Origin of the sequence: Candidatus Poriferisocius sp. (assembly GCF_965214065.1) — a bacterium.
Lineage (GTDB): Bacteria > Actinomycetota > Acidimicrobiia > Acidimicrobiales > Bin134 > Poriferisocius.
Genome location: NZ_CBDCAT010000027.1, coordinates 731,481 through 757,527, shown reverse-complemented (window position 1 = coordinate 757,527; position 26,047 = coordinate 731,481). Strand labels below are relative to the sequence as shown.

Genomic DNA, 26,047 nt, shown 5'->3' with positions numbered 1-26,047 from the left:
AAATGGTAGTCCTGTCATGCCTCGGCCAATGCGTCCAAGGCCTCTTGCAGTGACGCCACCCCTACCACCTGCATGTCATCGCCGACGTGATCGAGGGCATCACTCAGATTCGTTGTGGGAACCAGCAGAAGATCTACTCCGGCACGGCTCGCTGCGATGGCTTTCTGGTCAACTTCTCCAATTGCCCCTACTGAGCCGTCGAACGCGATCGTGCCGGTGGCCGCCACCCTGAGCCCGCCGGTCAGCTCGCCAGGGGTCAACAGGTCGATGATCCCAATGGTGAGGGCCAGCCCGGCGGACGGCCCTCCGATTGCGCCGCTGTCGATGACGACCTCAACCGGTAGCTCTCCGACATCGGTTCGCTCGCGCGCGCTAACCCCGATCAAGGCTCGATTGGCATCTTCAGGGGAGGCGATCAGCTCCAGTGGGACCGACCCCACCGAACCGTCGTCTGCCCTCTCCACATCTAAGACCACCGTCTGCCCGGCACTCCGAGAAGCCAGAACCTCAGCCAAATCCTTCAACTCGCCTACCGTGACGCCGTCGATCCCCACGATCACATCGCCCCGCTCCAGTACTTCCGCGGCAGGAGCACCGGCCATGGCCTCCGCCACGATGACCCCCGAGGCGAGGCGGGGGATCTCAAAGCCCAAGTGCTCCAGCGCCACCACGACGGCGGTGTGCTGGGAGGTTTCCATCCGCAGCTCGTTGAGCCGGCGCAGCTCTCTGCGGGTGCCGTCGCCGGTGAAGGTCCGCTCGGGCTCGATGTCCACCCCTGACTCGAACTCGGCGCCGATGCGCTGCCAAATGGTCAGCCGCTGACTGACTAGTACGGTCACCAGGGCAATCTCGCTCTCTGGGGGATAGACATCGGCCCCCGAAATGGTGATCCGGGAGGGCACCTGTTCCACTGAGCCAGGGCGGACCGCCACCTGATCGGTGCGCCAGATGGTGAACACCACCGAGATGATCGCCAAAACAGCCACCAGCACGGCCACGGGGACCAGCCAGACCATGTTGCGGCGCCACCAAGTCGCCTCTCTGGGTGTAACTACTCCTGACTCCGTAGAAGAAGTGCCGTAGCGGGTCACAGCGGCACCCGGACTTCCGTGGTTGGAACTATCCTGGATGGCTCTGTGGTCGATTGGTCGCGCATTCGTGTTTCCCTCTCTGACGATACTTGGGCAGCGCTAAAGGATCGGTGGCAGCACCGGTGGGAAAACTGGCGGGCGACAAGGGCCGAGAGGGACGTCTTGGCCTCCTATCGAGCTGAGTACGGCGAAGGGGCGCGGTTTCGGTGGTGGCAGCGTTTACGAGCCGGTGTCAGCCTTTTCTTTGTGATCGTCTTGCTGGGAGCAGGATTGACCATGTTGGTGGGGCTCTTCTTCGTCGGCCTCACGATTGCCTTGGAAACACTGGTGTGAGCCGGTTCCCAGAAGACAATCAGCACGCCCGCAGGATTCGACGCCGCGACGCGGTGATCGCCGGGCACGCCGGGGATGAGGCCACGGCTAGGGCGGCCCAGAATGACGATGATCCCCGAGTGCGGGCATCGGCAATCGGGGCACTAGACCGGATGGGCGCGCTGGCCGACGAAGAGTTGCGAGTCGCACTCGGCGATCCGTCGCCGGAAGTGAGACTGCGGGCTGTGCTATTGAGTGTTGGCCGCCCAAAGGTGTCGCCTGGCCTTTTGTTGGACGACCCTACCGATGACATAGCGGAGGCCGCCGCATGGGCCTGTGGCGAGCGGGGTTTTGAAGAACTCGGCACCGTGACTCGATTGGGGGAATTATCCACCGGCCACTCGAATCCCCTGGTGCGGGAAGCGGCCGTCGCCGCGTTGGGAGCGATCGGCCACCCTGCTGGGCTCGAAGCCATTCTGGGTGCAACCACCGACCGAGTTGCTGTGCGCCGACGAGCGGTGCTGGCTCTGGCCCCGTTCGACGGCCCCGAGGTGGAGGCCGCTCTCCAGCGAGCTGCGAAAGACAGAGACTGGCAGACCAGAGACGCGGCCGAGCTGCTCACCAGTACCGACTAGAAACCCGTCGGCAAAATGGTCTGGCTCACTCCATGAACATAGCCTGGACGTCTTCGAAAGACTCCAGGCAGCGGCCCGCCCCGATCACCACCGCCTCCAGCGGTGTGTCGACCAAACTGACCGGCACATCGGCGGCCTGGGACAGCCGCTCGCTCATCCCCCGCAGCAGCGATCCTCCCCCTACCAGGTGAATGCCGCGGGAGATCACATCCTGCGACAGCTCTGGAGGCGCCTCCACCAGACACGACACCACCGAGTCCACAATGGACAAGACCTGTTCGCCAATGGCTGCTCGCACTTCGAACGGTGACAACACGATGGTCTCCGGCAGACCGTTCATTAGATTGCGACCTCTAACCTCGGCGCTGCACTCCCCGGCCACATAGGCCGCGGAACCGATAGTGATCTTTACCTCTTCGGCGGTGCGCTCGCCGATGGCAATTCCGAACTCGTGTCGAACATAAGACTGGATGGCAGCATCGATGTCGAACGACCCCACCCGGATGGCATTGAGCGCGATCACCCCTCCCAACGAGATGAGAGCTGTCTCGCTGGTTCCTCCACCGATATCGACCACCATATTGCCGACCGGCTCGTGAACCGGCAGGGAAGCGCCAATGGCCGCTGCGAGTGGTTGTTCAATGAGCCGGGTCTCGGCCGCGCCTGCTCGCCGAGCAGCCTCAACCACTGCCCGGCGCTCGACGGCGGTAATCGCCGACGGCACACATATGACCACCTTGGGACGGCTGAATCGATTGACCCCGGCGCGCAGGAGCAGCAAGCGGATCATGCGCTGGGTGACCTCGAAATCGGTGATCGCGCCTTTTCGCAGCGGGCGGACGGCCACAATGTGCGCCGGAGTGCGGCCGATCATCTGCCACGCCTCACGCCCCATGGCCAGCACTTCATTGGTTTTGCGGTTCAGGGCGATAACCGAGGGCTCATTCAGGATAATCCCCTGGCCGCGGGCGTAGACCAGCGTGTTGGCCGTACCTAGGTCGATAGCCAGATCTCGGGCCATGAGTTCAGCTGGCCGTCTCGCCCGAGGAAACAACCGTCACAGCTTCAGAGATGTGCTGGGCCTCCAAGCCCCAGCTCTCACCTCCCTCCCATTTCTCCCGCTTCCAAATGGGAACGGTCGCCTTCAGCCCGTCGATGCAGAATCGGGCCGCGGCAAAGGCCTCTTCTCGATGGGGCGCAGAGACCGCGGCTACCACCGCCGATTCGCCGATTTCTACTCGGCCGATTCGGTGCAGCACGGCCACCCGACCGATGCCAGGCCACCGGACCCGAGCTTCGTCGACCAGCGCCTCCAGTCGGGGGGCCACCTGCTTCTCGTAGGCCTCGTATTCCAGCACGGTCACTCCTGGCCGTCCCTCTGAGTGGTCGCGGGCGGTGCCGCTGAACAGGACGATGCCACCACAATCCGATCGGCCAACCCAAGAAAGCACCCGGTCCAGCGGCAGCGGCGACTCGCTGAGCCCTATCCAGACGTTAGCGGCTTCTGGCGGTGTCACGGATAGAGTGTAAACCCTGCGCTCCGGTGGGAATCCACCTCTTTGACGAGGTTACCGGCGAAATAGCCGTCGAGCAGCGGCTGAGATTCCCCATACCAGCGCCAATCCGCCCACAGCTGCACTGCCCAGGGCGATTTGCTGACGGCGACGAGAGTCCAACATCCCCCACGGGTGGCCCTTACGCCCGGAGACAAAGGCTAACTCGCTGGTGTATTGAGGGGTCCAGCCCTCCGCCCGAAGCCGATCGCTGGCCACAACCCAGGGAAATCGGGCATACCGGAGCACGCCGGGGCTGGTGGGCGCGAGGCGGTACTTCCACCACCACGCGCTCAGACGACCGAGCAGCTGCTCTGGCAGGCGGACACGGGGGGTCAGACCTTCAAGGTCAAGGGTAGTGCCGCTGCTCATCCAGCCTTCAGGGGCGACGTTGTAAACCCCGGTCAGATCGCCCACCACAGACAGCTCGACCGCGGCAGCTAAATCATCCAGGTGGAGGAATTGAACCGGGATCTCGCTCTCTCCGGTGAGGCTGGCAGCCGAGCGCAGCGACCGGGCCACCCATCCCACATGCTCTTCGGCCAGGCTAGCCGTGGGACGCAGGGTGACGATGTCCACTTCGGGGTGACCCTCACCCCATTGAGCGGCAAACCGCTCCTGCTCAGCCTTGTTGACGGCAAAGCCGAATTCAGGAATCGGTCGCAGCGGAGAGGCCTCGGTAAGGGGAACAGGGTTGTCTGGCCATGCGCCGTACACCATGGCAGTGGACATCAGCACGAGCCGACCGACCCCGGCAGAGCCCGCGGCCTCGAAGAGCCGGTGGGTGGCCTCGCCATCACTGGTGCCCGCGTGGGCCTCGTCGGGCCACGGCTCCAGCGCCGACACCAAGTGGACCAACACATCGACCTCGGCAAGCAGCTCACCAAGGTCTAGTTCTCCGACATCGCCGCAGACATAGTCCATTCCGGCGATTCCGGGATCGGGGCGCAAGTCGAAGCCGATTACTGTGCCGACCCGGCAATGGTCAACCAGTCGGCGGCTGACTCGGCGGCCAAGCGGACCACAGGCACCGGCCACTGCAACAGAAATCGGAGTGGGATCGGCCACCTATCGAGGCTACGAGGATTTCACCGCAACTGCTACTGGGGTATTGCCGATAACCTCGCGGTGTGGACGATCCGGATTCTCCTGAGGAGTTCAACCCCTTCCAGGGAATGCCAATTTTCGGCGACCTGGGCAAGCTCTTCTCGCAGCAGGCCTCGTCCACCTGGGAGACGGCGCGCCAGTTCGCCGTGGCGGTTGCCACCGAGGGCGAGTCCGAGCCCAACGTCGACCCCACCGACCGGATCGCGCTAGAGGAACTGGGCCGGGTGGCCGAACTCCAAGTGGCCAACACCACCGGCCTTTCCACCACCCGCGACGGCCAAGCCGCAGCGATCGTGGCGGTGACCCGGTCGCAATGGGCCAGCGCCACCCTAGATGCCTATCAAGACCTCCTTGAGCCCATCGGGAACGTGTCCGGCCGGGTAGAGGCCGAAGAGGAATCCTTCGACCCCGCCCAAGCCATGTTCGGACAGATCATGAAAATGATCGGCCCGGTCATGCTGAGCATGACGGCGGGAAGCATGGTGGGCAACCTCGCCCGTAGAAGCCTGGGCCAATACGAGCTGCCCATTCCCCGGCAGGGCTCGGAGTTGATGATGGTACCGGCCAACATCGACGCATTGGCCGATGAGTGGAGCTTGGACCGCTCCGATCTGCGGCTTTGGGTGTGCCTGAGCGAACTGACCCACCATGCGGTGCTTTCTGTCCCCCATGTGAGCCGGCAACTCAATGAGCTGTTGGCCGATTATGTCCGCAAGTTCGAGGCCGACCCGACCGCGTTGGAGAGCCAGCTGGGCGAGTTGGACTTTGCCAACCCCGATTCAATGGGCGACCTCCAGTCGGTGCTGGGCGACCCCGCAGTCATCCTGGGGGCGATCCAGTCGCCGGCCCAAAGGGCTCTGCTGCCACACATCACTGCGTTGGTCACGGTGATCGCCGGCTATGTCGATTGGGCTATGGATAGCATAGGACGAGGCCTTATCGGCTCTTACCAGCGCCTCAGCGAGGCCCTGAGGCGGCGTCGGGTAACCGCCGGGGCCGCCGACCGCTTCATCGACCAGATGTTCGGTCTCGAGCTCAGCCAGGACCAGTACGACCGGGGAACGGCCTTCGCTAGCGGGGTGGTGGAGCGGGCTGGGACCGAGGGTCTGACCCGGCTCTGGCGTTCTGCACGAGAACTGCCTACGCCCGCTGAGGTTGATGCGCCGGGCCTGTGGCTGGCCCGGATCGACCTTCCTGAATAGGAGTTCGCCGCACCCAAAAGAACACAGTGGCAGCCGCCGCGGCTATGGCAATGAGGATGAAGCCGACTCGGGCAGGCATGGGAATGACCACGGGGATGAGCGCGCCCAGAACCCAGAAGATCTGGAAGCGGGTCTCGAAGACGGCAAACGCCCGTCCGTGATTGGCATCCTCGGCGTCGCGTTGCACGATGGAGTCGAAGGAGAGCTTGCCGGCACTGGCCGTCATCCCCACGCCCAGAGCCAGCAGCAGGGTTGAGCCAAAACCCCCTCCCCAGGCGGCCAGCAGGCCGACGAGGAACAGGGCGACCAGCGCGGCGGCAATGATGACCTCTTCACGGAACCGATCCCGCAGTTTGGGGGCCAGCAGCGAGCCCACCAAGAAACCGCTGACCAGGGCGGCCGCTACCAGCCCCAGCTTCCACGCCGGGCTGGCGTCAGAGGCAACATCGCCTTGGAGAGCATGGCGGACACCAGCGCCGAACGCCTTGCCAACCCCGGACAGGTTCACGTCGTCGGCGCCGCCCCGCAAGGCAAATGCGGCCAGAAACGTGATGAACCCCACAATGCCCCGCAGGGTGCCGGTTGCGGACGCCGCCTTGCGTATGCCCACGCCGCTCAACTGGCCCGCCTCTTCATCGCCAATCGGCTCTGGGGCAATGCGACCTTGGGGCAGCGACAGAGAGGACAGCGCAGCCAATATGTAGACCACCATGGCCAGACCCACCGTCCACGACGATCCCCCCAGCAGATTGGCCAAAAGCGCTGGGCCGGCCCCTATGAAACCGCAGACGCTCCCCACCAGCGCCAATCGGGCATTGCCCCCCACAAACTGCTCCTCTTTCGACAAGATGAGCGGCACCATGGATGCCTTGGCCACGCCGTAGCTCTTCTGGAGGACCAACATGGCGAAGGCGAGGGGAAACAGCAGCAGCGAGTCCATGTTGGAGATCATCAAGAAGGCGACGAAAGCCCGTCCACCATTGATGGCGAAGACCATGGGACGCCGTCCACCCCGAAAGCGGTCCAGAGCCGGTCCGATCAGCGGACCGACCACCGCAAACGGAGCCATGGTCAGCAACAGATAGAGGGTGACCCGCAATCGAGCCGCGCTGGGATCGATCGAGAAGAAGAGTGAACCCGCGAGTGCGACGGTGATCATGGCGTCGCCCGCCGCGGCAAGAGCATGCACCCTGACCAGCCGCAAGAACGGGATATTGATCACGCTGTGAAGAATACGGCGATAACTACGGCGGCGTGGTCTCTGCCGCGACGCCGGTGGCGTACTTGTAGCCCAGGCCGCGGATGGTCACGATGCGGCTGGGGTTGGAGGGGTCGTCCTCAACCTTGGATCGGAGCCGCTTGACGTGGACATCCAGCGTCTTGGTGTCGCCCACGTAGTCGCTGCCCCATACTTGGTCGATCAGCACATCCCGGGTCAACACCCGTCCTGCATTGGTCAACAGCAGTTCCAGCAGATCGAACTCCTTCAGCGGCAGCTCGATCTGCTCCCCCCGGACGAACACCTCGTGGCTCTCGGGGTCGACCGCCACATCTCCCACCTCGATGACGTCTCCCCGGAACGTCTCGCTCTCCGCGGTCCACCGGGACCGACGCAGCAGCGACCGCATCCTCGAGATCAGCTCGCGCAGGCGATAGGGCTTGGTCACGTAGTCGTCGGCCCCCACTTCCAAGCCAACTACCGCATCGATCTCCTCACCTTTGGCAGTGACCATGATGATGGGCACCTGGGAGCGGGCCCGGATCTGGCGGCAGACATCCACGCCGGAAACCAGGGGCAGCATCACGTCGAGCAGCACGATGTCGGGAGAGTAGGCGTTGAAGAAATCAAGCGCTTCCTTGCCATCGCGGGCGACGTTCACGGTGAAACCCTCACGGGTCAGTCCCACCGTCAGCGCTTCGACGAAGGATTCCTCGTCCTCAACGATGAGAACCCTGGCCGACCCGCTCATGCCTGCACCCCGATGGGTTTCAGATCTTGAGAATCCTCTTGTCCGACCGGTTCGTCATCGGACACCGGCACCGCCAGCGTGAATGCTGAGCCTTCTCCCACCTTTGACTCCACCCTGACCTCGCCTCCGTGGTTGGTGGCCACGTGGCGCACAATGGCCAAGCCCAAGCCCACTCCGCCATCGCTCCGCCCCCGGGAGCGGTCTACCTGATAGAAGCGCTCGAAAATGCGCTCTTGGTGGCCCTGGGGGATCCCATAGCCCAGGTCGCGCACCTCAACCTCGACCCAGTCGCCTTCCATTCGGGTAGTAACCCTGACCGGTTGGTTGGCCTCGGAGTACTTGACCGCGTTGTCAAGCAGATTGAATACCGCGGAGGTGAGCTGGCGACGATCAGCCCGGACCACCAGATCCAGCGCGGGCAGAACGGTTTCGATGGGAACCTCCTTGTCCTCTGCGGTGGGCATGACCCGCGTCAGTGCCTCGCTGATCACATGCTGGATTGCCACTGGTGCCTGCTCAGACGCCTCGTTGCTCTCAATCCGGCTGAGTTCCAGCAGCTCGTCCATGATGTCGGATAGCCGGATGGCCTCGGCCTGCACCCTCACCGCCAACCGGGACAACACCTCGGGATCGGTCTCCTCAGCCAGGGTCTCGGCTAGCAGGCTGAGCGCCCCCATCGGGGTCCTGAGCTCGTGGCTGATGTTGGCCACAAAGTCCCGGCGCATGGCATCCAGGCGTTGGGGCTCGGTGATGTCGTCGATGAGGGCCACCGAGCCGTAGTCCCTGCCCTCGAACCGCAGGGGCATGGCGCTGACGAACAGGCATTGGCGAGGTGGGCCGAACAGCTCGACCTCTCGCTCCACCGCCCGTCCACGGGCCGCCTCGGCCAACAGCTCGGCCACCGCAGCCTCCACTAGGGCCTCGCCGTGGCGAGCTTCGATAAACGGCTGAGCGTAGGGATTGCGGTACAGCACGGTGCCGTCTGGATCGGCCATGATCACTCCCTGGGTGATGGCGTCCAACGACAGCCGGAGCCGGGTCTCGCTTTCCACCACCTCGTGTTCCTGGCGGCGGTGCAGTTCATCGTCGCGGCGACGGCCCTCTTCGGCGTCGACAAAGTGCCGGTGCTCGCGCCACGCCACTGCGGCGGTCAGCGCCAATACCACCACGGCGGCCACCACAACGAGGGTCACGATCACCCGAACACCCCTTGCCGTGGGCTAGAGGCGACCCGTGACACCATGCTCACTCCTCGTCGGTGGATTCGTCGGTGCCTTCGCTGGTTTCGTCGGGGTGGTTCTGCTCTCGGATCTTCAATCGGGCCGACCCGGTGTGTTCAGGAAGCCATCCCGTCACCATATACACCACCCGTTCCCCGATATTCACCGCATGGTCGCCGATGCGCTCGTAGTACCGGCTGATCAAACAGAGCTGCACCGCGGCTTGAAGGTCGATGGCGCCGTCGTTGTGGGCTTGGAACACGGCCTGTACACAGTCGCGGTTCAAGCCGTCGAGCTGGTCGTCGATATCGTCGAGGGCGGCGGCCAGCCCGGCGTTCCCGTCCACGTAGGCGTCAATGGCCAGACGCATCAGCCGGCAGGCTTCCTCGCTCATTCTCACCAACAGGCCCCGCAGCGTGGCGTCGTAGCGAGTGCCATAGATGCGCCGGGTGGCCTTGGCGATGTTGACGGCCAAATCGCCCGACCTCTCCAACTCGGCGTTCAGCCGGAGGGCGCTGCTGAGAGCCCGCAGGTCGCTGGCCATGGGGGCTTGGAGGGCCAGCACGTGATGGCAGCGCTCCTCGAGGTACACCGACAGATCATCGAGTTCGTCGTCGGCGGTTATGAGCTGCTGGGCCAGCTCCAGGTTGGACTCCAGCAGCGCCTCGGTGGCCCGGGGTACTGCCTCGGTGACGAGCGCGGCCATGCGCACGATGCCGGCCTGGATCTCGTCCAGCTCTTCGTGGAAGGACTTGCGCAGTTCTCCCACCACGGGCTCCTGACCGGTGCTCAGCCGAACCGTCCGGTGACGTAGTTCTCGGTCCGCTCGTCGGAGGGGTTCGAGAAGATGGTCTCAGTGCGGTCGTACTCCACCAACAGGCCGCACCTCTGGTCGGTGGTGGAGTCGAGCTGAGCGGTGAAGAACGCGGTGCGGTTGCTGATGCGGGCGGCCTGTTGCATGTTGTGGGTGACGATCACGATGGTGTAGTCGTTCTTGATCTCCTGCATCAGATCTTCAATGCGGGCGGTGGCGATGGGATCGAGAGCCGAGCACGGCTCGTCCATCAAGAGCACATCGGGATCGACGGCAATGGCCCGGGCGATGCACAGCCGCTGCTGTTGGCCGCCGGACAGCCCCAGCGCAGAGTCCTTCAGCCGGTCTTGCACCTCATCCCACAGGGCGGCGCGATTCAGCGACTGCTCCACGATGTCATCCAAATCGCCCTTCTTCTTGGCCATTCCTGTGGCCCGGGGGCCGAAGGCGATGTTGTCGTAGATCGACTTGGGGAACGGGTTGGGCTTTTGGAACACCATGCCGATGCGACGGCGAACCTCCACCGGATCCACCCGGGGGTCATATAAGGGGACTTTGCGAAAGTCAAGCCGACCCTCCACCCGGGCCCCGGCGATGAGGTCGTTCATGCGGTTGAAGCACCGCAGAACGGTGGTTTTCCCGCAACCAGAGGGGCCGATCATGGCTGTGATCTCGTGCTCGTACACCGTGAAGGTGGCGTCTTGGACGGCCCTGAAGTCGCCGTAGTAAACGCTTAGATCTTCCACCTCGAACACCGTGTCGCCGGTTGTGTCGGGGGCGGCAGCCTGCCCGGTTCGATCCACTTCCAAACCGAGTCGAGGAGAGGTTTCGGGCTCAACCATTGCGGTGACCATACTCCCAGGGATTGTTTCCACGAATCACTCTCTCTTCTTCTCGAAGTGGTTGCGCATGAAGATGGCCGCCGCGTTCATCAGGATAACGAACACCAGCAGAACCACGATGGCCGCCGCCGCGGCCTCGGCAAAGCCAGGATCGCGGCCCGAGTTCTGCACCCATTCCACGATGATCACCGGCATGGCCATGAATGCCTCTGCGTTGATTGCGCTCAGGTCGAAGAACCCTGGATTAGACCCCAGCCGGCCGGAGACTGCGCCCACTACCAGCAGCGGAGCGGCTTCGCCAATGCCCCGGGACATCGACAGCAGCGTCCCGGTGAAGATGCCGGGCGCGGCATAGGGCAGCACTTGGCTGCGGATCATGGTCCACTTGGTGGCCCCCACGCCATACGCCCCCTCCTTCAGTCCTTGGGGCACGGCTCGGATGGCCTCTTGGGCCGTGATGATCACGATGGGCAGCACCAAGATTGCCAGCGTGATGCCCGCCGCGGCAATCGACTTGCCGCCGGTGAGGTCGCCGAGGCTGTTCACAAACAAGAACAGGCCGAGCAGCCCGTAGACCACCGAGGGCACCCCGGCCAGGTTGCGGATATTCAACTCGATGAACCGGGTGAATCGGTTCTTGGGGGCGTACTCCTCCAACCAGATGGCCGCGCCGATGCCGATGGGGAAAGCCAGCACGGCTACGAAGACGGCGATCCAAAAGGTGCCCACCAGGGCTTGGTGAACGCCCAGCTTTGGATCGTCGGAGAGGGAGCGCATGGTGCCCGACAAGAAGCCCCCAGGACGGCCTGTGAGCACTCCCCAGGCGTCGACCACCACGTCTGCGATCAGCACGCCCAGGATAAACAGGGATATCAGCAGAGCAGTTAGCAGTGTGATCTGGAACACCCGGCCCCGCATGTCGGTGGCCCGACGCTCCATGGCCTGCACCATCACCTTGCTGGTGCGGTCGCCGATGAGCCTTGCCCTGGCCATCAGTACTGCTCTCTCACCCGGTGGACGAAGCGGTCGGCCATCAGATTCAAGGCGAAGGTCACCACGAACAGCACCAAGCCCACAAAGAACAAGCTCTGGAAAGTGAGGCCCTCACCGACCACGCTGTCGGTACCCCGGGCCAGCGAGGTCATACCCGCGGTCATGGTGAGGCTGCCGTCCAGCGGATCGCTGGTGTAGATCGCGGTCTGGGCGGCCCCCCCGGCCATGACCACCACCATGGTCTCACCCAAGGCTCTAGACACGGCCACGATGAATGCCGCCATCAGCCCGGAAACGGCGGCGGGAAGCACCACTCGGATAGTGGTGGTGATCTTGCGGGCACCCAAGCCCGAGGAAGCCTCCCGCAGCGACATGGGCACCGCCTTCATGGCGTCCTCAGAGATGGACGCCACCAGCGGCACCACCAGCACCCCCACCCCGATGCCGGCGGCCAGAAGCGAGCCGGCCGCCGGCCCGCCGAATAGGGTTTTGACCACGTTGGGGGCGATCCACTGCAAGGCGAAGAAGCCGAGCACCACGCTGGGAATGCCGGCCAAGATCTCCAAGATGGGCTTGAGAGTTCGGCGGATACCGGGGCGGGCGTATTCCGACAAGTAGACGGCGGCACCCAGGCCCAGCGGTCCGGCCACGATCATGGCAATGCCCGTGACGATTAGGCTGGCCACGATCAGCGTCTTGATGTCGTAGATGCCCCTGCGGGGGAACCAGCCGATATCCCACACCGAGCCCCAGTCCACCTCGACCATGAACGTCCAGGCTTCCGAGAACAGCGACCAGATGATCAGCCCGGAGATCAGCACCGATACCAGTGCGGTGGCCCCGAGGGAATCTCGGATGAGCCGCTCCTTGCGAGCCTGCCGGGGATTCGCCGTCAGTGATTCGACGGAAAACCCCTTGGCAGGATCGACCCGGGTGTCGCTCACGACCACACGCTACTGGTCATCGGTATCGTTGCTTGGTATCTACTCGCAGTCCCAAATCCGGCCTATCGGCCTGCCCAGTTGGCCCGGGTGGCGCCTTTGGCATCGTCGGTGAGGTTCACGTATCCGACGTCGCTGACGGCGGTGCCGAGGCCGTCGTCGCTCATGTAGTAGTCCACATAGGCGACCAGGGCGGGATTGGCGTCGGCTTTGGCCTTGTTGACATATATGTACAGCGACCGGGACACCGGATACTCGCCGGAGGCGATGGTGTCAGCATTGGCGCTCACGCAGCCGCCGCCGCCGTCCACATCCAGCAGCTTCACACCCGAGGCGTGGGCCGCGAAGGCGAACCCGACCCAGCCGAAGCTGGTATCGCTCGACTGAATGCCCTGGATGATCACGTTGTCGTCGGCGTTGGCGTTGTAGTCGGGACGGGTGATGGCGTCTTGGCCCCGCTCGTCGGCGATGTCCTCCAACACGATCTCGATAAAGCTGTCGAACGTTCCCGACTCCTCGCCAGGACCATAGACATCCAAATCGGAATCCGGCAGATCCGAAGTCGCAAGACCAAGCGACCCGGCGTCCGACCAAGAGCCGAAGCCAGTCGACTCCGGGCCGACCAGACCATAGATGTCGTTGAAGGTCACACACTCTACCGGGTTGTTCTCGCCGGTCATCACCGCAATCCCGTCGATGGCCACCCGCAGCTCAACAAACTCGATACCGTTCTCGGCGCAAACCTCGGCTTCGGAAGACTTGATCTGGCGGGACGCATCGGAGATGTCGGTCTCGCCCTCGCAGAACAACTTGAAACCATCACCGGTACCCGGACCGTCAACCGTCACCGACACATCCGGCTGAACATCCTCGAACAACTCGGCCACCCGCACCGAGATCGGCTCCACCGTCGACGAACCCGAAATCGTCACCGAACCAGAAACGCTCCCCGCAGGAGCCTCCTGGACAGAAGCCTGCTGGCCATCGTCATCACCAGTGTCCCCGCCAGTGTCCCCGGTGTCACCAGCGTCACCAGCGTCGGCCTGTCCCGCCGTGTCTGGGGTGGCATCCCCATCGTCGTCATTGCCGCATGCGGCCGCGACAAGCGCAAACATTGCAATTAGCCCGATAATCAGAACGAGCAGTTTCCGTAGCTTCATATGTCCTCCTTGACTGCACGCCGAACACACCGATCAGCGCAATGGATCAGCCGTAAAGGTAGGAGGGGCGGGTTTCCACCCAGCCGCGACTGTCTGAACAGAAGGTGAACGGGTTAGGAAGCTTTGGAGCGGCCGCTATCAGGCCAGCACGCTGTCGCCCACCAAGGCCAAGAACGCGCTCACCATCTTGAGATCGCGTTCGTTGGAGAAGTAGTTCAAAGACTCGAGCAACGGCACCCAGGCAACGGCGTCCACCTCCTGGTTGGGGGTGAAGCTGCCGGCAATGGCGTCCATCTCCCAGTAGTGGACCTGGCGGGCGCGGTCCCGGCGATCGCGGTAGTCCACCATGCCCAGCTCGCGTCCCAACTCGCAGACGTGGCCGGTCTCCTCATACACCTCTCGCAGCGCGCATTCGGCCAGGGTCTCCCCCGGATCGAGCTTGCCGGCGGGCAGCGACCAGTCGAGGTGCTTGGGCCGATGAACTATCAGAACTTCCAACTCGCCGTCGTTGTGCCGGGTAATTAGCCCGCCGCCGCCGAGTATGACTGCGACTGTTCCGAACCGCACGAAGATCAACGATAGGGTCTGAACGCGCTGAAGACGTGGATACCTGCGTGATCTGCCACGACAGGGAATCTAAGAAATCGCGGTCGTGGCCAGCTGCTCGAAAGCGGTGTGGGCCTCATAACCCGTGCTTTCGGGGACCCGCTGCCAAGTTGCGTCGGGTAGTAGATCCCAAGCCAGAGTGTCGTCTTTAAGGTTGATCTCCAAAACCTGATCGAGCCGACGGCGCAAATCTGGGTCGACCACTGCCACCAAGGCTTCGATTCGGCGGTTGAGGTTGCGGGGCATGAGATCGGCCGAGCCGATGTAGTACGCCGGAGCACCGATGTCCTCGCCGTTGCCGAAGTAGTAGATGCGGCTGTGCTCCAGGTAGCGCCCGATAAGAGAGCGGACCCGGATGGTGTCGGACATGCCAGGCACGCCAGGGCGCAGGCAGCAGATGGCTCTCACGATCAGGTCGATGTCCACCCCAGCCTGGGAGGCCTCGTAGAGCGCCTCGACCATGTCAGCGTCGGCCAGGCTGTTTATCTTGATGATGATCCTGCCCTCGGGGCCGCGGGCCGCTTCGTTGCGGATCAGCTCCATCACCGTGGGACGAAGACCCTGGGGCGCGGGCACCAAGCGGCGGAACTCGATGTTTCGGCCGTAGCCGGTAAGGGAATTGAACAGCTGGGTTAGATCTACCCCGATTTCGGGGTCGGCGGTGAACAAACCCAGATCGGTGTACACCCGGGCAGTAATGGAATTGTAGTTGCCGGTTCCGATATGGCAGTAGCGGCGCACACCGTCGGCCTCTTCCCGCACCACGAGGCAGGTCTTGGCGTGAACTTTTAGCCCGACCAAGCCGTAGGCCACGTGGACGCCGGCCTGCTCCAGGCGGCGGGCCCATTCGATGTTGGCCTCTTCGTCGAAGCGGGCCTTCAGCTCGACCACTACCGCCACCTGCTTGCCACTCTCTGCGGCCCGGATGAGCGATCGCACGATCGGACTATCCCCCGAGGTTCGATACAGGGTGAGCTTGATGGCCAAGACCTTGGGATCGTTAGCTGCCTGCCAGATGAATTCCTGCACGGTGGCAGTAAAGGAGTCATAGGGATGGTGGACAAGGATGTCCCCCTCGCGGATGCGGGCAAATAGATCTATCGGCTGATCCCCGGTCGTTGCCGATGGGAGGGGATTGACCGACTTCCACGCTGGGTTCTTGAGGTCGGGGCGGTCGACTGCAAGAAGATCCCACAGACTGGACAGCTCCAGCAGTGTGTCCACCTCGTAGACGTCGTCGCGCTCGATGTCGAGCTCGTCGATCAGCAGGCTGCGGATCTCGGAAGACACCAGATGCTCAACCTCCAGGCGGACCACGCTGCGAAATCGGCGGCGCCTTAGCTCAACCTCGACCGCGGCCAGCAGGTCTTGGGCCTCGCCCTCGTCCACGGCCAAGTCGGCGTTGCGGGTAACCCTGAAGGCCACCGTCTCGGTGATCTCCATCCCTGGGAACAGCGTGGGGAGGTGTGCGGCCACCACTTGTTCGATAGGCACAAACCGATGCTCGTCGGGGAGTCGGAGGAAGCGCCCGAAAGTGGCCGGCACCTTGAGGCGAGCAAACCGTTGGTGGCCGTCGGCGGGATCGATCATCAGCACGCCCAAGCTCAGCGACAGATTGGAGATATAGGGGAACGGATGACCGAGGTCAACTGCCAGGGGGGTCAGCACCGGATAGATGCGGTCGTCAAACTCGCCTGACAGGAACTTGCGGTCCTCATCGTCCAAGTCGTCCCAGTTCAGAATCTCGATGTCGGCGTCGGCCAGCTCTACGGTCAATCCGCTCAAGCAGCGGGCGGCTCGGTCCATCTGAGCGTCCACTTCGATGCGGATCTCATGGAGTTGCTGGGCTGCGGTGCGACCGTCGGGAGTAGTGCCGGTGAATTGGCCGGCTAGCTGGTCCTTGAGTCCGGCCACCCGGACCTGGAAGAACTCATCCAGGTTGGAGGACCAAATGGCGCAGAACTTGACCCGCTCCAGCAAGGGCACCGACGGGTCTTCGGCTTGGGCCAATACGCGGCTGTTGAAATCCAACCAGGAGAGCTCGCGATTGATGAATCGCCCAGCCTCAGCATCTGTGTCGATTCCCATGTCGATGGATTCCAAAACCATGTGGTACAGCCTTCGCGCCTACCCCCCGCCGGACTCTCCCTCCTCTTCTTCTTCGTCGTATCCCAAATCCCAGTCGATGAGTAGATTCTCCCGCTCGGCGTCCCGATTGACCCTCTCCCGGTTCCGGCGGAACTGCGGATCGTGGGGAGGGAGCAGCAGTAGTCGGGCTTCGGCCCGGACCTTGAACTGCTCGAGGTGGCTCGAATCCCCAAAATCAGACATGAAGTCCCAATGAGGTGCCACCGGACCCAGATAAACCACCTTTACATGCCCAACCGGCGGCTCGGGCAGGGCATCTATGGTCTCAGTCATGGCGTCGCTCCTGTAGGAAATGGGGCCTTGATATTGTAACCGAATCGGGGCGATATCCCGAATGCCCATCTCGTGGCTATGATGAGCGGGCGGGTGGCCGAAAGCTCTTGGAATCCCTGGAGCGGAGGGAACTTTTGGCTGAGGTGGGGCGTCTTACATGCGGGGGCATGTAACCGATGGAGGTCCCATGAACGAAGGTTGGATGGATCACGGCAATTGCGTTGGGAAGTCACCCGACATCTTCTTCCCCAGCAGTGGTCTGGGGGTGGACAGAGCCCGAAAGATCTGCCGGGAGTGCGTTGTGCAAGAAGCATGCCTGGCCTACGCCCTTTGCAACCGCATCAAGCACGGCGTGTGGGGGGGAAGATCCGAGCGCGAGCGCAGACGCCTACTTCGTCAAGCGGCCGCTTGACAACAGCGCTCAGGACAGGACGGACCGGGAAGCCGACAGGACTTGGGGGGCCATGGTCTGGGGGCCAGCCGCAGCCAGATCGGAGCTGAACACCTCGGGGAACCAAATGGGCTCGGCTCCCACATCGGAAATGATGCCCAGGACTTCGTCGAAGTCGACCGCGCCATCGCCGGGAAGCAAGCGAGAGGTCATGGTCTCGGTGGCGATGTCCACGCCGTCGGGGATTTCGGCAGCGGCATCGCAGAGTTGGACCACCCGCAGCTTCTCGGCGGGGATTTGGCGTAGCAGGTCGGGGTTGGGGCCGCCGGGCTGGCGGAACCAGTGCCACGTGTCGACCATGATGCCGCTGTTGTCGCAGTCGGCCCTCTGCAAGATCTCCCACGCGGAGGCCAGGTCGGGAATGCCGGTCCAAGGCAAGAACTCCATGCTGACCTGCAACCCTGCGTCGCCGGCGGTCTGACAAAGGGTCCTGAAACAAGCGGCCACCTCGTCCATGGGGGGCAACGTCGATTCCATGGTGACCGCCACCACTTCTCGGCTGCCCACTGAGGTGGCGTATTCGCTCAGACTGTCCACCTCAGCAGCGGCCGCATCGCGATCAGAGTTCAACCATCCGAAGGCCGCTTCAGCCACGGGGTGGGTCAGCTGGAGCTCTTCTAATCGGTCAGCCAGCCAAGAGGCGTCGACGCCGGCCATTCCCAGAACGAAGGGCCAAACGCTGATGCCGGTATAGCCCGCATCGGCCGTCGCAGCCAGCGATGATTCCAGCTGATCAAAGGTCAGCTCGAAGGGATTGACGGACATCGTGGCCAAAGACATGACCAGTTCTTCAGAGGTAGCTACAGACATCAGGGGGTGATGCTATGCGTCTTTGGGCTTTTCGTCGGTTTTCTCTTCGGCCTTCGAACTCTCGGTTACGCCTTCTTTGAACTCTTTCTGGGCTCGGCCCAGCGAGCGGGCCAGCTTGGGGAGCTTTGCCCCGCCGAACAGCAGCAGCAAGATGACCAAGACGATGATCAACTCCGTTGCACCGAGATTCATGGACTCAGGCTACCCCGAAACCGCTCTGTTTGCGTCAGGGGGTGGAGACTAGGCGCCGGACGTGTCGGCCACCGCGGTGATCGGCTCCCGCACTCGGGTTAGCCCCCGGGCCCTTCGGACCCGACGCCGCTCCCTCTCGCTCATACCACCCCAGATACCGAACTTCTCACCGTTAACGATGGCGAATTCCAAGCACTCTTCTCGCACCACGCAAGCCCGGCAGACCTCCTTGGCCTCTCGGGTGGATGCTCCTCGTTCGGGGAAGAACAGATCGGGATCCACTCCCAGGCAGTTGGCCAGCGCTTGCCAAGCACGACCATCGTCGCCCGCCTCAGATTGCTTCGCAGTTGTCTCCACCAGTCTCATAGCACCCCTCCTGGATTGCTCGGTCGCGAAAACGACTCGCTTGTAATTTCAACAACGTAACTCTGACATGCAACGGCTACCAACGCAAGAGGAATCTTTCGCCAGCTGGGAAGAATCTCAGCGGCGCCGGCCGCCCAGAAGCTTTCGCTTGTGCTCCACGAAATCCACCAGCACGTAGTCACCCAGGGTCTCCGGGGTGGTGAAGAAGGCCCGACCACCGTTCATCTTGGATATCTGCTCGATGAAGTTGGTGAGGTAGGAGGTTGCGTCCAGCATGAACGTGTTGATGCGAATGCCCTCACGAGTGGCCCGCATGACCTGCTCCAGGGTCTTCTCCACGGTCGCCCTCGCGGGCGGGTAGGAGAAGAAGGGCCGTCCGTCCTCGTCCACATGGGCGGTGGGCTCGCCGTCGGTGACCATGATGATCTGCTTGGTGCCGCTGTGACGGGCCAGCATCTGGCGGGCCAGCATGAACCCGTGCTGCATGTTGGTGCCGTACACGAAGTCCCATGACACCTCGGGCAGCTGCTCGGGCTTGACCTCGCGGGCGACCTCGCTGAAACCCACGATGCCCAAAAAGTCCCGGGGATACTGCGAACTGATCAAAGAGTGCAGGGCCATGGCCACCTTCTTGGCCGGCAAGAAGTTGTCCCTCATCGGCATCGACAGCGAAAGGTCGAGCATCAACACGGTGGACGACCTCACGATGTTCTCGGTGCGCTCCACCTCAAAGTCATCCGGCGTCAGCTCCACTGGAGTGCCTCCCCCAGTGCGCTGGATGGCGTTGCGTATAGTCCGCTCGATGTCCAGGTTGAAGGGGTCGCCGAACTCATACGGCTTGGTGTGGTAGTCCCGCTCGTGACCCCCACCGAACAGCTCCATGGTGTGCTGGCCAATCCGGTCTTGCTGGAGCTTCTTGAACAGGTCTGACAGTGCGTTCTGGCCGATCTGGCGAATAGCCCGGGGGGTGAGCTCCATGCGGCCTTCCCGGTTCTCGATCAATCCGGCTTCTTCCAGCAGCTTGGCCAGATCGGCCATCTGCTCCAGGCTCTGGGCCGCCTCGTCGCCCAGCAGCTCGCGGGCTCGGTCGATGTCCACCTCGGCCAACGCGCCAGGGTTGTTGGCCGACCTCAAGAGGTTGTCGAGCTGGTCCAAGTCGCCCAGCTCCTGCATCATCTGGGCGGCTGAGGCGAAGTCCAACGGATCGGCCCCGCTGAAGTCGTACGACTGGTCCCAGCCGGCGTCGGGGAACATGGCCTGGAGATTCTGGGATAGCTGATCCACCTGCCAGCGCAGGTCCATGTCCTGCAACAACTGCTCGGCCAAGCCCTGGAGCTGCGCCCGCTGCTCGGGCGTCATCGATGCCATCATGGCCGACATGGCCGCCATGCGCCGGGCCATGACCTCCAAAAGCTCGCTGAGGGTCCGGGGATTCTCGGGGAAGAAATCGCCGAAGCGCTCCATGAAGCTGTCAAAATCGTCCTGGAGGCGGTCGTCCAGCATCCGGTTGCGCTCGCCGGGGTCGTCTATGTCGGGAGGAAGCTGCTCGTCGGCCATCTGGCGCTTCTCCAGCAGGCTGTTTAGCTCGGCCATCATGTCCTTGGCCCGGGCCAGGTCTTCAGGGGAGAGGTTGTTCATGCCGTCGGTCATCTGGTTGACGTAATTCTGCATGAGCTGTTGGCGGAGCTGCTCCACCAGGTCGTCAAAGCGCTGCTGGGCCTCCGATGATGTGAATTGATAGTTCTCCAGTTCTTTGATCTGGCCGGCCAGATCGGGGGGCAGCATGTCCAATTGGAACTGGCGCTGGGCCACGGTCTCTTCGGTGATGGCCGCGCGGCGCTCGTCGCCTGATTCGGCTGCTGAGGCAGCCAGGTCATCCAACGCCTCGCGCTCCATATCCACCACGTCGCGCAGCTCTTGGGCGATGTCGTCGTAGACGCCGCCCAAGTCGTGCTGTTCCAATCGCTCCTGGCGTTTGCGGCGAAGCTGCTCCATCATCTCCCGCAGGCCCTGAACCTGCTGGCCGTCGACCTCGAATCCCTGTTGAAGGAGCCGCCGAAGGGCGGCGTTCACGTCGCCGTGGTAGAGCAAGTCGTCGTTCATCTGGGAGAACAAATCGGAGGTGGAGAAGTCGAAACCGGTCTGGCTGCCGTCCCAGCGGGAGTAGGCCACCCGGTGAGCGGACCGGCGGTGGCCTCTTCGCCATCTCCGAAGCATCCCGACAACCTACTCTGAACGAAGTGGGAAGCAGCAGCGATACCGGGAGCGGCGAATTTGCCTGGGGGTGGACCGCAGACTCAGTAGCACTGGAGGGAGTGGCCCCCGCCGCAGACTGGTCGGTATGGGAGAGGGCGGGGCGGGCACCCCGGTCAGACGAGGGGAACGGCTTCGGCATCGACTTCCGGGCCGACCTCGAGATGCTGGCCGAATGGGGGTTCACCGATTGCCGGCTTCCGGTGGAATGGGCCCACATCGAGCCCGAGCCCGACAGGTTGGATTCCGACGCCATCGACCGGTACCTGGACATTTTGGCCGCGGCCCGCGATTCCGGTTTGCGCACATGGCTGGTGCTCCAGAACACCACGCTGCCGGGGTGGTTTGCCGATGATGAAGGCGGATGGAGTACCCGGCAGGGGCGGACCCTGAGGTGGGCCCGGTGGGTGGACCGGTGCGGCGAGTGGTTCTCCGACCGGGTAGCGGGGTGGGTGCCAGTAGAAGATCCGGTGGGCTGGGCAGTCCGCGGCCGCATCTTGGGCCAGCGTCCACCCGGAAGACGCAATCCGTCCGCCGCCCTGGAGGCCGCCCAGCACGGTCTAGAGGCCATGTTCGAGGCCTGCCGGCTGCTCCGCAGCGGAAGCCAGCCGGTGATGGGAGTGTTCGGTCTCCGCACCCTGTTCGCAGCCGACCAGCGGTCCGACACCCTCGGCTGGCAGGGATGGTGGGACCGCCTTCTGTGGCAGAGCTGGGTCTCGGCGCTGACCGACGGAGAGATCACCGTGCCTGATCGCCCGATTGTCGCCCGCGAGGAGTTCCGGGAGGCGCTCGACGTTGTGGGAGTGTGCTTCGACGTACCGGTATCGGTAGATCGCCAAGGCCACCTAGGCCCGTACCCACCCACGGCCCGATGCGACGACTCTGGATTAGCCCCCGAGCCCGAGGAACTGGCCCGGGCGTTGGCCCGCCTGGCGGACATGCTGGGAGACAAGCCGCTGGCCGTAGCCGGTACCGGTGTGTCCACCACCGACGAAACGTGGCGCGACCAGCTCTTGGCCCGGACGCTGGATCACGTGGAGGCCGCGAGGTCCGACGGCATCAACGTAGTGAGTTTCTTCGCTGACACCGCGGTGGACGGCTACAGCTGGCTATTGGGCCGGTCAACCGCCCGCGGTCTGTTCGACCGAGACCGCAACCCCAAAGACGCCGCCTTCACCCTGCGGGACCGCATCCGGGGAATAGAGGCTAGCTAGGTCCTGCCCCGGTAGACGGCGGCGCCGGCCAAGGATTCCTTGTTGAGGCGTTTGGAGAGGTGGAGGCCCTCGAGCACAAACTCGATTCCGCTGGCCACCAACGCGGGATTCTCCAGATCGCCCGGCTCGTACCCCAACGCGGCCAGCGCGCTGGCGAAGGCGGGCACCTCGTCAACGAGGGCGGCATAGTCGGTTGAGGAGATGTCGTCTCCCGCGTTTACCACCCGGCCCTCTTCGAAGGCCTCGACCACCTCCTGCTGCTGCTCGTGGTCGACTGCGTCTTTGAAGGTCTGGCGGACGGCCTCCTTGCGAAGGGTTCCCACGATCTCGCCATCTCGGCCGTCGTCGATGGTCTCAATCTCGATCTTACCCAAAGTAGACGGGTCGAGCGCGTCCAAGTCGGTCACCCGGGGGACGGCGGTGGCCTCGCCGGTGCGAAGCGCCCGTCGGATGGCGGCCGCGGCCAGGGTCTCGTAGTTGGAAACGGTCAACCGCACCGACACTCCTGAACGCTGATTGATGTGCGGGCTCTGCCTGGCCAAGAAACTGAGATACACCAGCACTTCTCCCATGAAGTCGGGCATGACCACCGGCACATCGGCCTCGGGCATCACTGCCTCCTGCTCGGTGATGTCCATCTCGATGTCGACGTCGGTCGGATAGTGTGTGCGGATCTGGGCGCCGAAGCGGTCCTTCAACGGGGTGATGATGCGGCCCCGGTTGGTGTAGTCCTCAGGGTTGGCCGAGGCGAACAACAAGATGTCGAGGGGCAGGCGGATCTTGTGGCCCCGGATCTGCACGTCCCGCTCCTCCAGCACGTTGAGCAAGCCCACCTGGATGCGCTCGGCCAGATCGGGCAGCTCGTTGATGGCAAACACCCCCCGGTTGGTACGGGGCACCAGGCCGTAGTGGATGGTGAGCTCGTCGGACAGATAGCGGCCTTCGGCCACCTTGATGGGGTCTACCTCGCCGATGAGGTCAGCAATAGAGGTGTCGGGGGTGGCTAACTTCTCTCCGTAACGCTCGCTGCGGTGTACCCATGAAATCGGCGTGTTGTCTCCCTCGGCGGCGATTAGGTCTTTGGCGTGTTTGGACACCGGGTTGTAGGGGTCGTCGTTCACCTCGGAGCCGGCCACTATCGGGAGCCACTCGTCGAGCAGGTCGAGAACCAGGCGAATCATCCGGGTCTTGGCTTGGCCGCGCTCGCCCAGAAAAATGATGTCATGGCCGGCAAGGATTGCGGTCTCCATTTGGGGGATGACGGTGTCCTCGTAGCCCCATATGCCGGGGAACAAGTCTTCGCCGGCTCTGATGCGGATGATCGCGTTGCGGCGGATTTCGTGTTTGACGGAAACGGATTGCCAGCCTGAGGCTTTGAGCTCGCCGAGGGTGGTGGGTTGCGACATAGGTGAGAAAGCTAGCCCATAGATTAAGCAAGTGGACTTACGTGGGAAATGGTTTGCTGCCGTTGGTGATGGGGAGCTGCTGGGGTTTCCTGATAAGGCGTTTGATGACTCGGCGTGGGTTTCGGTTGACGTTCCGGGGCATTGGGAACGGGTTTCGGCGCTGGGTGATGCGACTGCGGTGCGTTATCGGCATCAGTTCAATCAACAGCCTCCGGCGGCGGGTGAGCGGAGGTGGCTGGTGTTCGAGGGGCTGCTTTACCAGGCCGATGTGTGGTTGAACGGGAGTTATCTGGGCGATGTGGAGGGCTATTTCATGGCCCACCAATTCGACGTGACCGAGGCCATGGCCGGGCGCCGGGAGCACCTCTTGGCCTTGGAGCTGTCGTGCCCGGCGCGCTCGTCGGACATTTCCTCTGGTCACATGCTGGGATCGCTGGGATCGGCACCGGAGCTGTTGCCCCCGGGCAATTCCGGTGGGTTGTGGGCACCGGTCAGGGTGGACAGCACCGGCGAGGTCCGCATCTTGGATCTGCGGGTGGGAACCTTCGGCGCCTCTGAACGGCGAGCAGTGGTGGCCTTGCAGGCCGACTTGGACGCTACGCGAGCGGGCCTGGTTCGGCTTCACACCATCGTGGGTGAGGTGGAGCAAACCGACGATCATGTGCTGGCCGCGGGACTCAACCAGGTGGAGTGGCGAGTGACCGTGCCTGAACCCCGGAGGTGGTGGCCCCACCGGCTCGGAGACCAGCCCCTCTACGACGTGACCGTAGAGGCGGGCACTACCCAAGGAGGGCTGAGCGACCGGCGGCGGGTGCGCACTGGGCTGCGAGCCGTGGAAATGAACCGGTGGCAGTTCTCGATCAACGGTGTGCGTATCTTCTTGAAGGGCGCCAATTTCGGGCCGGCATCCCCGTGGTGGGCCGAGGTGGACGAGGACAGCGTGCGCCGTGACGTGGAACTGGCCAAAGAGGCGGGGCTGGATCTGATTCGGCTGTACGGCCATATCGCCCCGCCTGCCTTGTACGACGTTGCTGACGAGGCTGGGATGTTGATCTGGCAAGACCTCCCCCTGGTCGGACCGTTTCCGCAGGGCAGCCGGGATGCCGCCACCCACTGTGCCCGAGCAGCTGTTGGCGCGGTAGGGGCCCACCCCAGCGTGATGCTGTGGTGCGGCCATGTCGACCCCTTGGGCGACAGCGCCAACGGGACGAGTGAGAACCTCTCCAGCATGGGCCGAAAGCTGGCCGCCCATCAGCGTCCAAGTTGGAACCTGTCTGTTCTGGACCGAAGCGTAAAACGAGAACTCGAGCGTCGCGACCCCACCCGACCAACGATTGCCTACTCCGGGGTGCTGCCTCATCTCCCCCGGCTGGACGGGACCGACACTCACCTGTGGCTGGGGTGGAAGCGAGGCTCCGAGCGGGACTTGGAGCAATTCGCCGCTCGCTGGCCGCGGGCGGTTCGGTTTGTATCACAGTTCGGGGCCCAGTCGCCGCCCCAGGAAATGCCGCTGCTCAGCTCTCAAACGTGGCCCGACCTCGACTGGGCCCGCCTGGCCCGCACTCACGGCTTGGATGCCGCAGCAATGAATCGCCACGTCCCGCCGCGCGACCACACCACGCTAGAGGGATGGCAGGAGGCTGCTTGGGCCTATCAGGCCATGCTGGTGCGGCGGCACGTCGAAACCCTGCGACGGCTCAAGTACCGTCCGGCCGGGGGATTCTCCCAGCACTTCTTCGCCGACTCCCACCCCGCCGTGTCCACTGCGCTGCTCGACTGGCAGCGGTGGCCCAAGCCGGCCTACGAGGCGCTGGCCAAGGCCTGCCAGCCAGTCATCGTGGTGGCCGACCGGCTGCCCGCCGTGCTGACCCCCGGCGATGAGTTATCGATCGGCGTTCACGTGATAAGCGACGCCCGAGACCCCGTAGTCGGGCTGCACGTTGAGGCCACCCTGGAATGGCCCAAAGGCAGCCATTCCTGGGGCTGGGAAGGAGCGGTAGGCAGCGACGAGTGCGCACTGGTGGGGACTCTTCACTGGCGCGTCCCCGACGCCTCCGGCCCCACCGCCCTCCACCTCCAGCTAACCGGCCCCGTAGAAGCAACTAACCGCTACGACGCGGTGATCTTCGGGTAGCCAGCCGCCGGGCAGCTCATACTAGAGCTGCCCCTACTTGGGTGGCGGCGGCTTGAGTGACAGTGGCTTGGGTCACGCGACTTGCTCAAGCGTCACTGCCTCATATCGGCGTTCACACTCTTGTCGAGGTCTTCGTGTTGGCGGTCTGGGGTCGGGTGGCTGCTTCTGCGGTGGTTTGACTACGAATCGTCCAGTGTTGGGATCCTGTTCGACGAGGTAACCCTGCTTGTGGACTCTCTTGTCACCTCGGGGGCAGAGCAGCACAAGGTTGGTGATATCAGTAGACGCGAATTGAGCCAGAGGCAGCCGGGAGCAGTTGTGCCGTCTCCGGTCTGTGAATAGACTTAGTTTATT

At 63.5% G+C, this 26,047-nt stretch carries 26 protein-coding genes; 6 read left to right on the top strand and 20 right to left on the bottom strand.

The features are described 5' to 3' along the window. Nucleotides 1-14 precede the first annotated feature (14 nt). A complete protein-coding gene (locus ACOOGG_RS10030) occupies nucleotides 15-1,016 on the bottom strand; it encodes a PDZ domain-containing protein (protein ID WP_420434796.1) in 1,002 nt (333 codons plus the stop codon). Nucleotides 1,017-1,253: 237 nt separating this feature from the next. Between ACOOGG_RS10030 and ACOOGG_RS10025 the strand changes: the two genes are divergently transcribed. Both ACOOGG_RS10025 and ACOOGG_RS10020 read left to right on the top strand, forming a co-directional pair. Beyond that, entirely contained in the window at nucleotides 1,254-1,424 is a 171-nt protein-coding gene (locus tag ACOOGG_RS10025) for a hypothetical protein (protein WP_420434794.1), read from the top strand. Then, nucleotides 1,421-2,038, top strand: a complete 618-nt coding sequence (locus ACOOGG_RS10020; RefSeq protein WP_420434792.1) for a HEAT repeat domain-containing protein — start codon at nucleotides 1,421-1,423, stop codon at nucleotides 2,036-2,038. Before ACOOGG_RS10025 ends, ACOOGG_RS10020 begins: the two co-directional genes overlap by 4 nt. A gap of 25 nt (nucleotides 2,039-2,063) precedes the next feature. On the opposite strand, the gene ACOOGG_RS10015 is transcribed toward ACOOGG_RS10020, so the two are convergent. The 3 genes from ACOOGG_RS10015 to ACOOGG_RS10005 are packed head-to-tail and all read right to left on the bottom strand — an operon-like array spanning nucleotide 2,064 to nucleotide 4,659. After that, complete coding sequence (locus tag ACOOGG_RS10015) at nucleotides 2,064-3,059, bottom strand: rod shape-determining protein (protein ID WP_420434790.1); 996 nt, start codon at nucleotides 3,057-3,059, stop codon at nucleotides 2,064-2,066. Between the two features lie 4 nt (nucleotides 3,060-3,063). Next, nucleotides 3,064-3,555 (bottom strand): molybdenum cofactor biosynthesis protein MoaE, encoded by a 492-nt coding sequence (locus ACOOGG_RS10010; protein ID WP_420434788.1) that lies wholly within the window; start codon nucleotides 3,553-3,555, stop codon nucleotides 3,064-3,066. 51 nt (nucleotides 3,556-3,606) lie between these two features. Continuing rightward, a complete protein-coding gene (locus ACOOGG_RS10005) occupies nucleotides 3,607-4,659 on the bottom strand; it encodes an NAD-dependent epimerase/dehydratase family protein (RefSeq protein WP_420434786.1) in 1,053 nt (350 codons plus the stop codon). A 62-nt stretch (nucleotides 4,660-4,721) separates the two neighbouring features. Between ACOOGG_RS10005 and ACOOGG_RS10000 the strand changes: the two genes are divergently transcribed. Then, on the top strand, nucleotides 4,722-5,900 hold the full coding sequence (locus ACOOGG_RS10000; RefSeq protein ID WP_420434784.1) for a zinc-dependent metalloprotease: 1,179 nt from the start codon (nucleotides 4,722-4,724) through the stop codon (nucleotides 5,898-5,900). Here ACOOGG_RS10000 and ACOOGG_RS09995 read toward each other — a convergent pair. From ACOOGG_RS09995 to ACOOGG_RS09945, 11 genes are all read right to left on the bottom strand, one after another. Beyond that, nucleotides 5,839-7,122, bottom strand: coding sequence for an MFS transporter (locus tag ACOOGG_RS09995; protein WP_420434782.1), 1,284 nt, complete (start codon nucleotides 7,120-7,122; stop codon nucleotides 5,839-5,841). The genes ACOOGG_RS10000 and ACOOGG_RS09995 overlap by 62 nt on opposite strands. A 22-nt stretch (nucleotides 7,123-7,144) precedes the next feature. After that, nucleotides 7,145-7,870: a response regulator gene (locus ACOOGG_RS09990; protein ID WP_420434780.1), complete on the bottom strand. Its 726-nt coding sequence runs from the start codon at nucleotides 7,868-7,870 to the stop codon at nucleotides 7,145-7,147. Beyond that, a complete protein-coding gene (locus ACOOGG_RS09985; RefSeq protein ID WP_420434778.1) occupies nucleotides 7,867-9,069 on the bottom strand; it encodes an ATP-binding protein in 1,203 nt (400 codons plus the stop codon). Before ACOOGG_RS09985 ends, ACOOGG_RS09990 begins: the two co-directional genes overlap by 4 nt. Before the next feature lie 46 nt (nucleotides 9,070-9,115). Further along, nucleotides 9,116-9,859 (bottom strand): phosphate signaling complex protein PhoU, encoded by a 744-nt coding sequence (gene phoU / locus ACOOGG_RS09980; RefSeq protein WP_420434776.1) that lies wholly within the window; start codon nucleotides 9,857-9,859, stop codon nucleotides 9,116-9,118. A 20-nt stretch (nucleotides 9,860-9,879) separates the two neighbouring features. Beyond that, nucleotides 9,880-10,746 (bottom strand): phosphate ABC transporter ATP-binding protein PstB, encoded by an 867-nt coding sequence (gene pstB / locus ACOOGG_RS09975; protein WP_420434774.1) that lies wholly within the window; start codon nucleotides 10,744-10,746, stop codon nucleotides 9,880-9,882. Nucleotides 10,747-10,782: 36 nt separating this feature from the next. Continuing rightward, nucleotides 10,783-11,739 (bottom strand): phosphate ABC transporter permease PstA, encoded by a 957-nt coding sequence (gene pstA / locus ACOOGG_RS09970; RefSeq protein WP_420434772.1) that lies wholly within the window; start codon nucleotides 11,737-11,739, stop codon nucleotides 10,783-10,785. After that, nucleotides 11,739-12,683, bottom strand: coding sequence for a phosphate ABC transporter permease subunit PstC (gene pstC, locus ACOOGG_RS09965; RefSeq protein ID WP_420434770.1), 945 nt, complete (start codon nucleotides 12,681-12,683; stop codon nucleotides 11,739-11,741). Before pstC ends, pstA begins: the two co-directional genes overlap by 1 nt. Before the next feature lie 62 nt (nucleotides 12,684-12,745). Beyond that, entirely contained in the window at nucleotides 12,746-13,795 is a 1,050-nt protein-coding gene (locus ACOOGG_RS09960) for a substrate-binding domain-containing protein (protein ID WP_420434768.1), read from the bottom strand. Between the two features lie 183 nt (nucleotides 13,796-13,978). Continuing rightward, nucleotides 13,979-14,407, bottom strand: coding sequence for an NUDIX hydrolase (locus ACOOGG_RS09955; RefSeq protein WP_420434766.1), 429 nt, complete (start codon nucleotides 14,405-14,407; stop codon nucleotides 13,979-13,981). 69 nt (nucleotides 14,408-14,476) lie between these two features. After that, nucleotides 14,477-16,555 (bottom strand): polyphosphate kinase 1, encoded by a 2,079-nt coding sequence (gene ppk1 / locus ACOOGG_RS09950; protein WP_420434764.1) that lies wholly within the window; start codon nucleotides 16,553-16,555, stop codon nucleotides 14,477-14,479. An 18-nt stretch (nucleotides 16,556-16,573) separates the two neighbouring features. Continuing rightward, the gene (locus tag ACOOGG_RS09945; RefSeq protein WP_420434762.1) at nucleotides 16,574-16,867 is read right to left on the bottom strand and encodes a hypothetical protein; all 294 of its coding nucleotides are present in this window, start codon (nucleotides 16,865-16,867) and stop codon (nucleotides 16,574-16,576) included. 157 nt (nucleotides 16,868-17,024) lie between these two features. Between ACOOGG_RS09945 and ACOOGG_RS09940 the strand changes: the two genes are divergently transcribed. Further along, a complete protein-coding gene (locus tag ACOOGG_RS09940; RefSeq protein ID WP_420434760.1) occupies nucleotides 17,025-17,279 on the top strand; it encodes a WhiB family transcriptional regulator in 255 nt (84 codons plus the stop codon). Nucleotides 17,280-17,288: 9 nt separating this feature from the next. Here ACOOGG_RS09940 and ACOOGG_RS09935 read toward each other — a convergent pair whose 3' ends face one another. From ACOOGG_RS09935 to ACOOGG_RS09920, 4 genes are all read right to left on the bottom strand, one after another. Continuing rightward, the gene (locus tag ACOOGG_RS09935; protein WP_420434758.1) at nucleotides 17,289-18,128 is read right to left on the bottom strand and encodes a sugar phosphate isomerase/epimerase family protein; all 840 of its coding nucleotides are present in this window, start codon (nucleotides 18,126-18,128) and stop codon (nucleotides 17,289-17,291) included. 12 nt (nucleotides 18,129-18,140) lie between these two features. Beyond that, nucleotides 18,141-18,320, bottom strand: a complete 180-nt coding sequence (gene tatA / locus ACOOGG_RS09930; protein WP_420434756.1) for a twin-arginine translocase TatA/TatE family subunit — start codon at nucleotides 18,318-18,320, stop codon at nucleotides 18,141-18,143. A gap of 48 nt (nucleotides 18,321-18,368) precedes the next feature. Next, the gene (locus ACOOGG_RS09925) at nucleotides 18,369-18,686 is read right to left on the bottom strand and encodes a WhiB family transcriptional regulator (protein ID WP_420434754.1); all 318 of its coding nucleotides are present in this window, start codon (nucleotides 18,684-18,686) and stop codon (nucleotides 18,369-18,371) included. A gap of 117 nt (nucleotides 18,687-18,803) precedes the next feature. Then, complete coding sequence (locus ACOOGG_RS09920) at nucleotides 18,804-20,903, bottom strand: hypothetical protein (protein WP_420434752.1); 2,100 nt, start codon at nucleotides 20,901-20,903, stop codon at nucleotides 18,804-18,806. Between the two features lie 23 nt (nucleotides 20,904-20,926). Here ACOOGG_RS09920 and ACOOGG_RS09915 point away from each other — a divergent pair, with 23 nt between their 5' ends. Then, nucleotides 20,927-22,153, top strand: a complete 1,227-nt coding sequence (locus ACOOGG_RS09915; protein WP_420434750.1) for a family 1 glycosylhydrolase — start codon at nucleotides 20,927-20,929, stop codon at nucleotides 22,151-22,153. Here the strand turns inward: ACOOGG_RS09915 and ACOOGG_RS09910 are convergent. After that, nucleotides 22,150-23,559: a magnesium chelatase gene (locus tag ACOOGG_RS09910; protein WP_420434748.1), complete on the bottom strand. Its 1,410-nt coding sequence runs from the start codon at nucleotides 23,557-23,559 to the stop codon at nucleotides 22,150-22,152. The two genes, ACOOGG_RS09915 and ACOOGG_RS09910, sit on opposite strands and share 4 nt — an antisense overlap. Before the next feature lie 31 nt (nucleotides 23,560-23,590). Between ACOOGG_RS09910 and ACOOGG_RS09905 the strand changes: the two genes are divergently transcribed. Continuing rightward, nucleotides 23,591-25,693 carry a glycoside hydrolase family 2 protein gene (locus ACOOGG_RS09905; protein WP_420434746.1) on the top strand — a complete coding sequence of 701 codons (2,103 nt, stop codon included), beginning with the start codon at nucleotides 23,591-23,593 and terminating at the stop codon, nucleotides 25,691-25,693. Nucleotides 25,694-26,047 lie beyond the last annotated feature (354 nt).